This window comes from Blastococcus sp. TML/M2B (genome assembly GCF_016612865.1).
Lineage (GTDB): Bacteria > Actinomycetota > Actinomycetes > Mycobacteriales > Geodermatophilaceae > Blastococcus.
Genome location: NZ_JAENZZ010000001.1, coordinates 464,819 through 478,576 on the forward strand (window position 1 = coordinate 464,819; position 13,758 = coordinate 478,576).

A 13,758-nucleotide genomic window follows, 5' to 3' on the forward strand; every position below is an offset into this window, starting at 1 on the left:
CGAGGCTATCCGCGCGCGGCCGCGCCGCGCCGCAGGTGCCGCGGCGCGGCGCGTCACGGGACGCACGGGACAGCAGTCCTGATCCCGACGACACGTTCCGGAAACCTGCGCTCGGCACAGTGGGGGAACGCGCCCTGACGTGCGATCCTGCCGCTCGCGTTCCGCATGGGGACGCGCACGGAGAGTGCCGAGGAGGTGCGATGCCCGGCCCTGCCACCGACGTGGTGACCACCCCGCCCGCAGGGCTCGACGGCGCCCTGCGCGCCGAGATCGCGCTCATCGCCGGCGCCGTCGGCGCCTGGTGCCCCGCGCTGTCGCCCGACGGCCGGCAGGTCGCCTACGTCACCGACCGCTCCGGGATCCCGCGGCTGGAGGTCACCGACCTCGCCGGCGCCGAGCCGCCGCGGGTGCTGTCGCTGCCGGACCAGGAGGTGGTGTCGGTCGCGTGGTCGCCCGACGGCGGAGAGCTGGCCTACCTGGTCAGCCCGGGCGGCTCCCTCTGCGCCGAGCTGCACGTCGTGCGGCCCGACGGCAGCGGCGCCCGGCTGGTGGCGGGGCAGGACCCCCGGGCCACCGTCTTCGCCGGCTTCTGGGCCGGCCCCGGCCGCTACGTCTGCTCGATCGCGCCCGGCACCGGTCCGGACGCCGACGTCGTCGTCGTCGACACGGCCGGCGGCAGCACCGAGACGCTCGCCCGCGGCGGGTTCCTCTCCGCCTGCGCGCTGTCCGCCGACGGCCGCACGCTGCTGGCCCGCCGCGGCCCGCGCGGGCACCGGCACGTCGTCGCCGTCGACGTCGTCACCGGGGTGCAGCGCCCCGTGCTGCGCCCGGACGCCCCGGGCGGCGTCGCCTCCGAGGACGGGCGGTTCTCCGCCGACGGCCGGTCGGTGCACCTGCGTGCCTCGCTGCCGGGACCGCTGCTGGCCGACCGGGCCGGCCTGGTCGAGGTGCCGCTGGGCCCCGACGGGCCGGTCGGGAAGGGGCGCGTCGTGCTGCGGCGGGCCGACGCCGACCTCGACGGCTACGCGCTGCGCGCCGACGGCACCGTCCTGGCCGTATGGAACGCCGGCGGCCGCACCGAGCTGTGGCTGCACGACCTCGCCGACGGCGCCCTCGTGCGCACCGTCCCGCTGCCCGACGCCGTGCTGCCCGGCTGGTCGCTGGCCGCCGACGGCAGCACCGTGGTCGCCGAGCTCACCGGCCCGACGACCCCGCGGGCGCTGTGGCGGATGAAGCTGGACGGACGGTGCCCCGCCGTCCCCCTGCCCGGTTCGGCCCGCCGTCCGCGCAGTGCGCGGACGGTGCTGCCCGAGCGACTGGACCACGTCGCCCCGGACGGCATGCCGCTGTCCGGCTGGCTGTACACGCCCCGCGGTGCGCACGAGCCCAACCGCACGGTGGTCAGCTTCCACGGCGGCCCCGAGGGCCAGCACCGGCCGGCGTTCGACCCGCTGGTGCAGTGCCTGGTCGCGGCGGGCCTGACGGTGTACGCGCCCAACGTGCGCGGCTCGGGCGGGTTCGGGCGGGCGTTCACGACCGCCGACGACCTCGGCGCCCGCGAGGCCTCGTTCGAGGACGTGCGGACGACGGTCGACGAACTGGTCACCGCCGGCATCGCCGCACCCGGCCGGATCGGGGCGCACGGCTGGTCCTACGGCGGCTACCTGACCCTGGTCGCGCTGACCCGGTGGCCGGGGTTGTTCGCCGCCGGTGCCACGCTGGCCGGCATGAGCGACCTGCGGACCTTCTTCGCCGGCACCGAACCGTGGATGGCCGCCGCCTCCGTCACCGAGTACGGCGACCCCGTCGCCGACGCCGGGATGCTGGCGACGATCTCGCCGATGGCGGCCCTGGACCGGGTCACCGCGCCGGTCCTGCTGGCGCACGGTGACCGCGACACGAACGTGCCGGTCGCCGAGTCGGTGCAGGCGCACGCCGCGCTCACCGCCCGCGGTGCGCCGTGCGAGCTGCTCCTGCTGCCGGGCGAGGGCCACACCGTGGTGGGCCGCGACCACCTGGTCGAGCTGAGCGGTGCCGTCACCGCCTGGTTCGACCGGCTGCTGTGAGCGGCGGCCTGCTCGCCGGTTACCCCGCGCCCACCGCCGACGAGGCGGTGACCGCCGAGGGCCGGCTGCGTCCGGAGTACGCGGCGCTGGAGCCGGTCGTGGCCGGCCTGGGCACCGAGGGGATCGCCGGGGCCGCGCGGGCGCTGGCCGAGCTGCGTGCCGCCCGGGGGGTGGCGCTGGGCAGCTGGACCGACGGGCGGCACGAGCGGCACCCGGTGGTCCTCGACCCGCTGCCCCGGGTGCTCCCCGCCGACCAGTGGCGGTCGGTGGCGGCCGGTGTCGAGCAGCGGCACCGCGCCCTGGGGGCCTTCCTCGCCGACGTCTACCGCGCGGCCGGTCGCCGCCGCGGGGACGTGGACCGGGCGCCCGAGATCGTCCGCGCCGGCGTGCTCCCCGAGTGGGCGGTCGAGCACAACCCGGCCCGCGACCCCGCGGCCATCGGGCAGGCGTGGCGCGGGCAGCCGCGCGCCACCGTCGCCGCCGCCGACCTCGTGCGCACCGCCGACGGCGGCTGGGCGGTGACCGCGGACGACCTCCGCACCCCCGCCGGCCTGGGTTTCGCCCTCGAGGACCGGCTGGCCCTGCGCGCGGCCCTCCCGGGGCTGTTCGCGGCGGCCGCGCCGGCCCCGCTCGAGGCGGCGGTGGACCTGCTCCGCGCGGCGCTCGCCGAGGCGGCGCCCCCGGCCTGCGCCGGTGTCCCGGAGGTCGCCGTCCTCAGCGCGGGGGAGGGTGACAGCTCCCGCTTCGAGCACGCCGTGCTCGCCGCGGCGCTGGGCGTGCCGGTGGTCACCGCCGGTGACCTGTGGCCGCGCCCGGACGGCGGTCTCGAGGTGGCCGTCGACGGCGAGCGCCGGCCCGTCGACGTGCTGTACCGGCGCTTCGACGAGGGCACCCTCGGCGCCTACCGCACCCCGGTCGGCTCGCCACTGGACGTGCAGCTCACCGAGGCCGTGCGGGCCGGACTGCTCGGGCTGGCCAACGTGCCCGGCAACGGCGTCGCCGACGACGCCGCCACCTTCGCGTGGGTGCCGGCGATGATCGGCTTCTACCTGGGCGAGCAGCCGCTGCTGCCCTCGCCGCGCACCTGGGTGCTCGCCGACCCGGCCTCGCTGGCCGAGGTCCGCGGCCGGCTGGCCGAGCTCGTCGTCGAGGAGGTCGCCGGCTACGGCGGCCACGCGGCCGTGGACGGTCGCACGTGCAGCGCCGCCGAGCTGGACCGCCTCACCGCCGAGGTCGCCGCGACGCCGCACCGGTTCGTCGCGCGGGAGCCCCTGGCGGAGGCGACCGTGCCGGCGTTCGTCGACGGCACGTTCCGCCCGCGCTCGGCAAGGCTGCGGGTGTTCTCGGTCGTCTGCGGCGACGGCGTCCGCGCCCTCCCCGCGCCCTGGACGCGGGTCGCCTCCGGCGGTCCGGTCGCCGGGAGCAAGGACACCTGGCTGCTGCCCTGACGGCGGTCAGGCCCTCGGGCTGCTGATGACGACGGTCGTCCCGGCGGGGCTGGGGGTCGCGGTGACGTCGGCGAAGGAGCTCATCAGGGTGGAGCCGCGGCCGCGGTCCATGCTCGGCACCCGCTCCCGCCACTGCCCGAAGTCGCGCACGGTGATCTCCAGCCGCTCCCCGCGGGTGGCGACGGCGACCTCGACGAACGGCTCGGTCGGCTCCTGGGCGTGCTCGATCGCGTTCGTCACGGCCTCGCCGGCCGCCAGCAGCAGGTCGTAGGCCCGGTCCGGGTCGACGCCGGCGGCGTCCAGCGCCCCGCGCAGCGCGCGGCGCAGCACCACCACCGAGGTCGGCTCCGACGGCAGCCGCCAGCTGGCCAGCAGCCGGACCGGCTCGCGGTCGGCCGCGGCCGGCGGGGTCGCGGGCGGCGCGGGCCGGGGGAGGGGCGCCGGCACCGGCGGGGCGGGAGCCGGTGCGAGCCCGGCGGCCTCGGCGATCGCGCCGAGCCGGATCGGCGCCGTCCGGCAGGTGCTCCGCTCCAGCGCGACCCGTACCCGGGCGATCAGCTCGTCGGCGCGGAACGGCTTGGCGAGGTAGTCGTCGGCGCCGGCCTCCAGGCCCTCGACCGACGCCTCCTGCCCGGCGCGCGCGGTCAGCATGACCACCGGGATGTGCTGGGTGGCGGGGTTCGCGCGCAGGGCGCGCAGCAGCTCGAAGCCGTCCACCCGCGGCATCATCACGTCGGTGAGCACGAGGTCGGGCTGCCGCTCGGCGACCGCCTGGAGCGCCTCCTCGCCGTTGGCCGTGGTGCGGACCGACCAGTGCGCGCCCAGCAACCGGGCCAGGTAGCCGCGCATGTCGGCGTTGTCGTCGACGACCAGCAGCTCGGCCGCCCCCGCGGGCGCGGCCGCCGGCCCGCCCGGCCGGGAGGTGTCGGCCGCCCAGCTCGCCGCCTCGCCGCGCGCGGCGTCGGAGGGGCGGGCCGGTCCGTCGGTGTCGGCGCCGTCGGCGGTGCCGTAGGGCAGGGTCACGGTGAAGGCGCTGCCGCGGCCCGGCTCGCTCGTCACCGCGACCGTGCCGCCGTGCAAGGCGGCCAGCTCCTGCACCAGGGCCAGCCCGATGCCGGTGCCCTCCCGGGTGCGGGCGACGGCCCCGGGGACGCGGTGGAAGCGCTCGAACAGGTGCGGCAGCTCCTCGGCGACGATGCCCACCCCGGTGTCGCGGACGGTGAGCGAGAAGCCGGCGTCGTCCGAGCGGAGCACGACGTCGATGCCGCCGACGAACGTGTACTTGACCGCGTTCGCCAGCAGGTTGACGACGATCTTCTCCCACATGCGCGGGTCGACGTGCGCCGTCCGGGCCGGCGGCGGGCAGTCGACGGACAGCCGCAGCCCGGCCCGCTCGGCCGCGGCGCGGAAGATCCCGGCGAGCTCGGCGGTGAAGGTGGCGACGTCGGTCGGCACGCGCACCGGGGTCGCCCGGCCGGCCTCGATGCCGGCGAAGTCGAGCAGGTCGTTGACCAGCCGCTGGAGGCGCTGGCCGTTGCGCAGCGCGAGCTCGAGCTCCTCCCGGGCGGCGGCGGGCAGCGGTTCCCGGGAGTCGGCCAGGACGTCGCCGATCGGGCCCAGCAGCAGGGTGAGCGGCGTCCGCAGCTCATGGCTCACGTCGGAGAAGAAGGTCGTCTTGGCGCGGTCGAGCTCGGCGAGCGACTCGGCCCGCCGCCGCTCGGTCTCGAACGCCCGGTTGTTGACGACGGCGCCGGCGAACTGGGCGGCCACCAGCTCGTGGAAGCTCCGGTACTCCTCGTCGAGGGCGAGGTTGGGGCTCCGCCCGGCGAGCAGGAGGCCCAGGGGTTCGCCGTCCCGGCCTGCCGAGAGGGGGAGGACGACGGCGTCGGTCACGCGGTCGCCCCACGGTCCGCCCGCGACGCCCAGCGCCTCGACGACCCCCGCCAGGTCGGCCTCGGTGACCGCCGTCGCGGGCAGCAGCCCGGCGTCGCAGCCGACCGCGGCGACCCGGTCGAACCCGGTGCCACCGGATGTGGAGAGGTAGACGGCGGCGACCGGCACGTCGAGCGGGTCGTCCCCGAGGGTGGCGCACATGGCGCTGACGACGTCCCGCTCCGCGCCGAGCCGGCCGCCCACGGTGGCCAGCTCGTGCAGCAACGCCTGGCGGCGCGAGCCGAGGACCTCCCCGGTCACCTCGGTGCAGACCGCGTGCATGCCCGCGACCAGGCCGTCGTCGTCGAAGGCCGGGGCGTGGGAGACGGTGAAGTAGGTCTCCTCGCGGTAGCCGGCGCGCTCGAGGAGCAGCAACAGCCCCGGCAGCCAGGAGGCCTCGAGCGTGGTCATCGCGTGCTCGATCGGCGGGCCGAGCGCGTCCCACCCCTCGGCCAGCGTGGCGCGGATGTCCGCGCCGATCGCCGGGTGCTTCGCCCCGATGAAGGGCGCGTAGGCGTCGTTGTAGAACTGGGTGAACTCCGGCCCCCAGGTGAGGACCATGGGGAACCGGGAGACCAGCACGGTGCGCACCGCGAAGCGCAGGCTGGCCGGCCAGCTCTCCACCGGTCCGACCGGGGTCGCCGCCCAGTCGAGGGCAGCCATGATGCGGCCCGCCTCGCCGCCGGCTGCGAACAGCCGGTCCGGCGCGGCGGCGCCGTCGGGTCCTGGGATCACGCGTTAGAGGCGCTCGACCACGTGGTCGATGCAGGCGGTCAGCGCGGTCACGTCGTCGGGGTCGACGGCGGGGAACATGCCGACGCGCAGCTGGTTGCGGCCGAGCTTGCGGTAGGGCTCGACGTCCACAATGCCGTTGGCACGCAGCGTCGTGGCCAGGGCGGCGGCGTCGACCGAGTCGGCGAAGTCGACGGTGCCGACGACGTAGGACCGCTCGTCGGGGTTGCTCACGAACGGCGTCGCGTACGGCGACTTCTCCGCCCACGAGTACAGCCGGCTCGACGACTCGCGGGTGCGGTCGACTGCGCCGGAGAGCCCGCCGAGGGAGAGCAGCCACTGGATCTGGTTGTCCAGGAGGAACAGCGTCGCGAGGGCGGGGGTGTTGTAGGTCTGGTCCTTGGTGGAGTTGTCCACCGCGATCGACAGGTCGAGGAAGCCGGGGATCCAGCGCCCCGAGGCCTTGATCTCGGCGACCCGGGCCAGGGCGTCGGCGGACATGAGCGCGACCCACAGCCCGCCGTCGGCGGCGAAGGACTTCTGCGGTGCGAAGTAGTAGACGTCGGTCTGCGAGACGTCGACCGGGAGCCCGCCGGCGCCGGAGGTGGCGTCGATGAGCACGAGCGCGTCGTCGGTGCCGGCCGGCCGCTCGACGGGCGCCATGACGCCGGTGGAGGTCTCGTTGTGCGCCCAGCCGTAGGCGTCGATCCCGTCCTGCGCGGTGGGCAGGGCCAGGGTGCCGGGCTCGGCCTTCGCGATCACCGGGTCACCGAGGAAGGGGGCCTCCTTCGCGCCGGAGGCGAACTTGGCGGAGAACTCGCCGAAGGTGCCGAAGGCGGCGCGGTCGCGGATGAGACCGAACAGCGCGGCGTCCCAGAACGCCGTCGTCCCTCCGTTGCCGAGCACGACCTCGTAGCCGTCCGGCAGGTCGAACAGGGTGCGCAGCCCCTCGCGGACCGAGCCGACCAGGTTCTTCACCGGGGCCTGGCGGTGCGAGGTGCCCATGACGGCGGCGCCCTCGGAGGCCAGGGCCTGCAGCGCCTCGGGGCGCACCTTCGACGGGCCGCAGCCGAAGCGGCCGTCGGAGGGCAGGAGCTCGGCGGGGATCTGGATGCTCATCCGGGGCGTGCCTCTCGGTTTCTCGGGGTGGTGCGAACGTCGACGGCCCGGCACCGCAGGGGCGCGGGACCGGGCCGTCGACGGGCGGACGGACTGCTCAGGCGGGCGCGACCTGCGTGGTGGTCTTGGTCTGGATGGTGTCCCAGCCCTCGACGTCGGCGGGCTTGCGCGGGTCGGGGCCGACGTAGCGGGCCGACGGGCGCACGAGGCGGCCGGTCTGCTTCTGCTCGAGGATGTGCGCGCACCAGCCGGCAGTGCGGGCGCAGGTGAACATCGAGGTGAACATGTGGCTGGGGACCTCGGCGAAGTCCAGGACGATGGCCGCCCAGAACTCGACGTTGGTCTCGACCGGCCGGTCGGGGCGCCGCTCGCGCAGCTCCTTGAGCGCGGCCTTCTCCAGGGCGAGGGCGGCCTCGAAGCGCGGGGCGCCGAGCTCCTCGGAGGTGCGGCGGAGCACGCGGGCGCGGGGGTCCTCGGCGCGGTAGACCCGGTGCCCGAAGCCCATCAGGCGCTCCTTGCGGTCGAGCAGGTCCTTCACGTACTTCTCGGCGTCGCCGGTCCGCTCGACCTCGTCGAGCATGTGCAGGACGCGGGAGGGGGCGCCGCCGTGCAGCGGGCCGGACATCGCGCCGATCGCACCGGACAGCGAGGCGGCGACGTCGGCGCCGGTGGAGGCGATGACGCGGGCGGTGAAGGTGGAGGCGTTCATGCCGTGCTCGGCGGCCGACGTCCAGTAGGCGTCGACGGCGGCGACGTGGCGGGGGTCGGGCTCGCCGCGCCAGCGGATCATGAACCGCTCGACGATGGTCGAGGCCTCGTCGATGCGCTTCTGCGGCACGGCGGGGGTGCCGATGCCGCGGGCGGACTGGGGCCACGTAGGACAGCGCCATGACGGCGGCCCGGGCGAGCTCCTCGCGCGCCTCCTCGTGGGTGATGTCCAGCAGTGGGCGGTAGCCCCAGATCGGGGTGAGCATCGCCAGCGCGGCCTGCACGTCGACGCGCACGTCACCGGTGTGCACCGGGATCGGGAACGGCTCCGCCGGGGGGAGGCCCGGGCCGAACTTGCCGTCGACCAGCAGGGCCCAGACGTTGCCGAAGGTGACCTTGCCGACGAGGTCCTCGATGTCGACGCCCCGGTAGCGCAGCGCGCCGCCGTCCTTGTCGGGTTCAGCGATCTCCGTCTCGAAGGCGATGACGCCTTCCAGGCCGGGTACGAAGTCGTCGGCCATCTCGGCTGCTCCTCTGCGCGCGGGACCCTGACCCGCGGGTCGCGCGGGGCACGGGATTGCCTGTCGACACTAGGCCGTCGGGACGCCCCCGGCGCAAGTGGGGGCCCCGCCCTGAGCTGCGGAGAGCTCCTCCGAGCCGACCGGCCCGTGCGGTGTCAGCATGGCGGGGTGCCCGACCTCTCCCGCATGCGCAACGACTACACCCTCGGCCGGCTCGGTGAGGCCGACCTCGCCGCCACCTGGGTGGAGCAGTTCGACCGCTGGTTCGCCGACACCGTGGCCGCGGAGATCCCCGAGCCCAACGCCGTCGTGGTCGCCACCGCCGACGCCGACGGCGCCCCCGACGCCCGCATCGTGCTGATGAAGGGCTACGACGAGGTCGGGATCGTGTTCGGCACCAGCTACGCCTCGGCAAAGGGCGCGCAGCTGGCGGCGAACCCCCGGGCGGCGCTGGTCTTCCCGTGGCACGCGCTGCAGCGGCAGGTGCGCATCACCGGCGCCGTGGAGCGGATCGGGGACACCGCCTCCGACGCGCTGTGGGACCCGCGGCCTCGCGGCTCGCAGCTGGCCGCGGCGGCGTCGGTGCAGTCCACCGTCGTCGAGTCGCGGCAGGAGCTGGAGGAGCGGGTGCGCCGGCTGGACGAGCAGACGCCCGAGGGGAAGGTGCCGCGGCCGGCCGCCTGGGGCGGGTACCGGGTGCTCCCCGAGGTCGTGGAGTTCTGGCAGGGCGGCGCCGACCGGCTGCACGACCGCCTGCGCTTCGTGCGCGACGACGAGGAGGGCGGGGGCTGGATCGTCCAGCGGCTCGCCCCGTGAGCGGCAGCGCACTGATGACGCCGTGAGCGAGCCGCACGAGGAGGTCCAGCAGGCTCCCCGGCGGCGTTCCTGGGCGATCGACACCACGCCGCTGCGCAACCCCGCCTACCGGCGGCTGTTCTGGGGTGTGGCCGCGACGATGCTCGGCCAGCAGATGACGCTGGTCGCCGTCCCGTTCCAGGTCTACGCGCTGACCGGCGACTCGCTCATGGTCGGCGTGACGTCGATCGTCGCGCTGGTCCCGCTGATCGTCTTCGGCCTGCTCGGCGGCGCCATCGCCGACTCGATGGACCGCCGCACGCTCATGCTCATCACCTCCGCGGGGGGCCGCGGTGACCAGCGCGCTGCTGGCGGTGCAGGCCCTGCTCCCGGGCGAGGGCAACCTGGTCGTGCTGTGGGTGCTGACCGCCTGCGTCTCCGGGTTCGCGGCGGTCAACCAGCCGACGCGCAGCGCCGCGATCCCGGCGATCGTCGGTGCCGCGGGCGTGCCGGCGGCCAACGCGCTGTCCATGACGGTGCGCCAGGCCGGCGTGATCGTCGGCCCGCTGCTGGCCGGGGTGCTCATCGGGATGGGTGAGCTGTTCCTCGCCTACGCGATCGACGCGCTGGGGTTCCTGGTCGCCGCGCTGCTGCTGCGCGGGCTGCCCTCGCTGCCGCCCGGGCGGAACGCCGGACCGCTGCGGCTCGGGGCGGCGATCCGGGGCGTGGGGGAGGGCTTCGTCTTCCTGCGCACCCAGCCGGTGCTGCTCATGACGTTCGTCGTCGACATCGTCGCGATGTGCTTCGCCTGGCCCCAGGCGGTGTTCCCCGAGCTGTCGGAGACCCGGTTCACCGACTCCCCGAACGCGCTGGGGTGGCTGTTCGCCGGCGTCTCGATCGGTGCCCTGCTCATGGGGCTGACCTCGGGCTGGGTCTCCCGGGTCGACCGGCAGGGCGCCGTCGTGCTCGCGGCCATCGCGGTCTGGGGTGTGGCGATCGTGGGGTTCGGCTGGGCGCACTCGCTGTGGCTGGCGGTGCTCTGCCTGGCCGTGGCCGGCGCCGGGGACATGGTGAGCGCGGTGCTCCGCTCGTCGATGCTGCAGCTGGCCGCGCCCGAGGAGATGCGCGGCCGGATGCAGGGCGTGTTCATCGTCGTCGTCGCCGGGGGGCCGCGGCTGGGCGACCTGCGCGCCGGGGCGCTGGCCAGCGCGGCGTCGGTGAGCGTGGCGATGGTGTCCGGCGGCGTCGTCGTCGTGGTCGCCATGGCGCTGGTCGCGCTGCTCGTGCCCTCGTTCTGGCTCTTCCGGGCGTCCCGCTCGGCGGTCTGAGCCGGCGGCTGCTGCGTCGAGGGCGGGGTTGCGGGGCTTCGCAGGCGTCGCCGGACCCCGCAAAGCCCGCCCTCGCGTCAGGCGGCGGCGCGCCAGGCGGACGGCCCCAACTGCGGGGAAGTCGGGCCCGGGGGGCGTCGCGGAGGGCCAGGTTCCCCGCAGTTGGCGGCAGCGAGGCGCGTCAGGCGAGGGCGCCGGCGACGACCCGCAGGTCGGCGACCAGGGCGTCGAAGGCGGCGGCGCGGGCGTCGTCCGGCGTGCGCAGGACCGCCGAGGGGTGCGCCGTCGCGAGCACCCAGGTCTGCGCCGGCGCGGCCTCGTCCGGCTCGTCGTCGTCCGCCTCGTCGGTGACCGGCGGCGGGGGCAGGCCGGGCAGCTCGAAGGGCAGCAGCCGGCCGCGGTCGGCGGTGATCCGGAAGGACGGCGCGATCAGCGCCTTGGCCGCCGTCGCACCGAGGGCCACCACCACCTCGGGCCGGAGGACGGCGAGCTCCGCGTGCCACCACGGCGCGCAGGCCCGCAGGTGCTCGGCACCCGGGCTCTGGTGGATCCGCCGCTTGCCCTTCTGCGTGAACCGGAAGTGCTTCACGGCGTTCGTGACGTAGGCGTCGTCGCGCTCGATGCCGGCGTCGACCAGCGCGCGGTCCAGCAGCTTCCCGGCGGGGCCGACGAACGGCTCGCCGGTGCGGTCCTCGTGGTCGCCGGGCTGCTCGCCGACGAGCACGATCCGCGCCGTCGGCGGCCCGGAGCCGAACACCGTCTGCGTCGCGGGCTCCCACAGCTCGCACGCCCGGCAGCCGGCCGCGGCGGATGCCAGGCCGTCGAGGCCGACCCCGGTGGGGGGCTGCGCGGTCCCGTTCGGCTCGGCCATGCACCGATGACACCGCAGGTCGGGGCGGCGCGCGAGGGGAGCCGGCGAGATTGCGGACGATGCCGTCCGGTCAGGGGCGGCCGATACGGTTCGGCAGCAGCCATCCACGACGGCAGGAGGACAGGTGCTCGAGTTCGACGGGCTCCACAAGAGCTTCGGCGACGTCCGGGTCCTGGAGGGTGTCGGCTTCGGCGTCGCCCCCGGCTCGATGTTCGGCTTCTGCGGCTCCAACGGGGCCGGGAAGACGACCACGATGCGGATCGCGATGGGTCTCGTCCGCGCCGACGCAGGCGAGGTGCGCTGGCAGGGCCGGCCGCTGGACCAGGCCACCCGCCGCCGGGTGGGTTACATGCCCGAGGAACGCGGGCTCTACCCGAAGATGAAGGTCGGGGAGCAGGTCGCCTACTTCGGCAAGCTGCACGGCCTCGGGGCCGCCGCTGCCGCGAAGGCCTCCGACGAGTGGCTCGAGCGGCTCGGTCTGGGCGCCCGCCGCGGGGACGCGGTGGAGAAGCTGTCCCTGGGCAACCAGCAGCGCGTCCAGCTCGCCGCCGCGCTGGTCAGCCGGCCGGAGGTGCTGATCCTCGACGAGCCGTTCTCCGGGCTCGACCCGATCGGCGTCGACTCGCTCGCCGAGGCGCTGCTGGACCAGGCTCGCGCCGGCGTCCCGGTCGTGTTCTCCAGCCATCAGCTCGACCTGGTGGAGCGCCTGTGCGACTCCGTCGGCATCCTCGCCCGCGGTCGGATGGTCGCCACCGGCACCGTCGAGGAGCTGCGCCGCCGCGAGGCCGGCCGGCTGCTCCGGGTCGTGACCCCCGACCCGGCGTCGTCCTGGGCCGGGGCGCTGCCCGGCGTCCGGGTGGTGTCGGACCGGGCCGGCGACGCGCTGCTGGAGCTGGACGCCGGCACCGACGACCAGTCCGTCCTCGCGGCCGCGCTGCGCACCGGCCGGGTGGAGCACTTCGCCTGGCAGCAGCCCACCCTGGTCGAGCTGTTCCGCGGTGCCGTGGCGGCGCCCGCCGCCGAGGAGGTGGCCGCGTGACCGAGACCCGCGACCCGTCCTCCGCCGGCCTCGTCCGGCTGGTCGCCGCCCGCGAGGTGGCCACCCGCATCCGCGACAAGAGCTTCATCATCAGCTCCGTCGTCATCCTGGTGCTGATCGTCGGCGTGATGGTGTTCCAGGTCCTGGTCGGCTCCGGCGACGAGGAGCGGCGGGTCGGCCTGGTCGGGGGTGACGCCGCGCTGACCGCCGCGCTCGAGGCGCAGGGCGAGGCGCTCGAGGTCGAGGTGGCCGTCGTGGACCTCGACGACGAGGCGGCGGCCCGGACGGCGGTCGACGACGAGGACGTCGACGCCGCGCTGCTGGCCGGGAGCGACCCGGAGCTGCTCGTCCTCGACTCCGCCGACGGCACGCTCGAGGCGATCGTGAACGGCGCCGTGGCGCAGCTGGCGATCGCCGAGCAGCTCGCCGAGGCCGGCGTGGCCGAGCTCGCCGTGCCCGAGGTGACCGTGACGGCCACCGACGCCGACGCCGCGGCCGATCAGCAGCGCGTCATCGCCGCGATCTTCGGCGTGGTGATCCTCTACAGCCTGCTCATCCTCTTCGGCCAGTTCATCGCGCAGGGCGTGGTGGAGGAGAAGGCCAGCCGGGTGGTGGAGCTGCTGCTGGCCACCATGCGCCCGTGGCAGCTGCTGGCCGGCAAGATCATCGGCCTCGGCGTCCTGGCGCTCGGGCAGATGGTGCTCATCGGCGCTGTCGCCGTCGGGGCGGCGCTGGCCTTCGACGTCGTCGAGGTCCCCGGCGACCTGATCGGCACGGTCGGGATCGTCATCGCCTGGTTCCTGCTGGGCTACGCCTGGTACGCGGCCGTCTTCGCGGTGGCCGCGTCGCTGGTCAGCCGCCAGGAGGACCTCGCCACCGTGCTCATGCCGACGTCGGCGGTGCTCATCGTCGCCTTCGTCATCGGCATCCAGGCGGCGGGGGACCCGGACGGCGCGCTGGCGCGGATCACCTCGCTGGTGCCCGGCCTCTCGCCGCTGGTCATGCCGGTCCGGCAGGCGGCGGGCGACGTGCCGCTGTGGGAGCTGGGGCTGGCCGTCGTCCTCATGGTCGTGGCGATCGGGCTGGTCGTCCGGCTGGGCGGCCGGATCTACGCCGGAGCGCTGCTGCGCACCGGCGGGAAGCTGAAGATGCGCGAGGCCCTGGCCGCCGAGCGCGTGTGAGCCGGTTCGTCGCCGTGG

Annotated in this window: 10 protein-coding genes and 2 pseudogenes; 7 read left to right on the forward strand and 5 right to left on the reverse strand. The window is 75.7% G+C overall.

The genetic code is table 11. The annotated features are described in order from the left end of the window. Nucleotides 1–200: 200 nt before the first annotated feature. Both JKP75_RS02205 and JKP75_RS02210 read left to right on the forward strand, forming a co-directional pair. Nucleotides 201–2,066: a prolyl oligopeptidase family serine peptidase gene (locus JKP75_RS02205; protein WP_200492729.1), complete on the forward strand. Its 1,866-nt coding sequence runs from the start codon at nt 201–203 to the stop codon at nt 2,064–2,066. After that, on the forward strand, nt 2,063–3,514 hold the full coding sequence (locus JKP75_RS02210) for a circularly permuted type 2 ATP-grasp protein (protein ID WP_200492730.1): 1,452 nt from the start codon (nt 2,063–2,065) through the stop codon (nt 3,512–3,514). The genes JKP75_RS02205 and JKP75_RS02210 overlap by 4 nt, the downstream gene beginning before the upstream one ends. Nucleotides 3,515–3,520: 6 nt before the next feature. Here JKP75_RS02210 and JKP75_RS02215 read toward each other — a convergent pair whose 3' ends face one another. The 4 genes and pseudogenes from JKP75_RS02215 to JKP75_RS20180 all read right to left on the reverse strand — a co-directional run. Continuing rightward, nucleotides 3,521–6,181 carry an ATP-binding protein gene (locus JKP75_RS02215; RefSeq protein ID WP_309229444.1) on the reverse strand — a complete coding sequence of 887 codons (2,661 nt, stop codon included), beginning with the start codon at nt 6,179–6,181 and terminating at the stop codon, nt 3,521–3,523. Between the two features lie 3 nt (nt 6,182–6,184). Further along, nucleotides 6,185–7,297, reverse strand: coding sequence for a phosphoserine transaminase (gene serC / locus JKP75_RS02220; protein WP_200489367.1), 1,113 nt, complete (start codon nt 7,295–7,297; stop codon nt 6,185–6,187). 97 nt (nt 7,298–7,394) lie between these two features. Next, nucleotides 7,395–8,135: a citrate synthase 2 gene (locus JKP75_RS02225; protein WP_309229445.1), complete on the reverse strand. Its 741-nt coding sequence runs from the start codon at nt 8,133–8,135 to the stop codon at nt 7,395–7,397. A 280-nt stretch (nt 8,136–8,415) separates the two neighbouring features. Further along, nucleotides 8,416–8,526, reverse strand: a pseudogene (locus JKP75_RS20180) (hypothetical protein); the annotation flags it as partial. Nucleotides 8,527–8,694: 168 nt separating this feature from the next. Between JKP75_RS20180 and pdxH the strand changes: the two are divergent. The 3 genes and pseudogenes from pdxH (at nt 8,695) to JKP75_RS02235 (ending at nt 10,649) form a co-directional block, all read left to right on the forward strand. Further along, nucleotides 8,695–9,342: a pyridoxamine 5'-phosphate oxidase gene (gene pdxH / locus JKP75_RS02230; RefSeq protein WP_200489365.1), complete on the forward strand. Its 648-nt coding sequence runs from the start codon at nt 8,695–8,697 to the stop codon at nt 9,340–9,342. Between the two features lie 139 nt (nt 9,343–9,481). After that, nucleotides 9,482–9,598, forward strand: a pseudogene (locus tag JKP75_RS22380) (hypothetical protein); the annotation flags it as partial. A gap of 76 nt (nt 9,599–9,674) precedes the next feature. Continuing rightward, a complete protein-coding gene (locus JKP75_RS02235; protein ID WP_309229446.1) occupies nt 9,675–10,649 on the forward strand; it encodes an MFS transporter in 975 nt (324 codons plus the stop codon). A gap of 181 nt (nt 10,650–10,830) precedes the next feature. Here the strand turns inward: JKP75_RS02235 and JKP75_RS02240 are convergent, their stop codons facing one another. Next, nucleotides 10,831–11,520 carry a UdgX family uracil-DNA binding protein gene (locus JKP75_RS02240; RefSeq protein ID WP_200492731.1) on the reverse strand — a complete coding sequence of 230 codons (690 nt, stop codon included), beginning with the start codon at nt 11,518–11,520 and terminating at the stop codon, nt 10,831–10,833. Nucleotides 11,521–11,644: 124 nt separating this feature from the next. On the opposite strand from JKP75_RS02240, the gene JKP75_RS02245 reads away from it, so the two are divergent. Next, entirely contained in the window at nt 11,645–12,559 is a 915-nt protein-coding gene (locus JKP75_RS02245; protein WP_200489363.1) for an ABC transporter ATP-binding protein, read from the forward strand. Next, nucleotides 12,556–13,740, forward strand: coding sequence for an ABC transporter permease (locus JKP75_RS02250; RefSeq protein WP_200489362.1), 1,185 nt, complete (start codon nt 12,556–12,558; stop codon nt 13,738–13,740). Before JKP75_RS02245 ends, JKP75_RS02250 begins: the two co-directional genes overlap by 4 nt. Nucleotides 13,741–13,758: the final 18 nt, after the last annotated feature.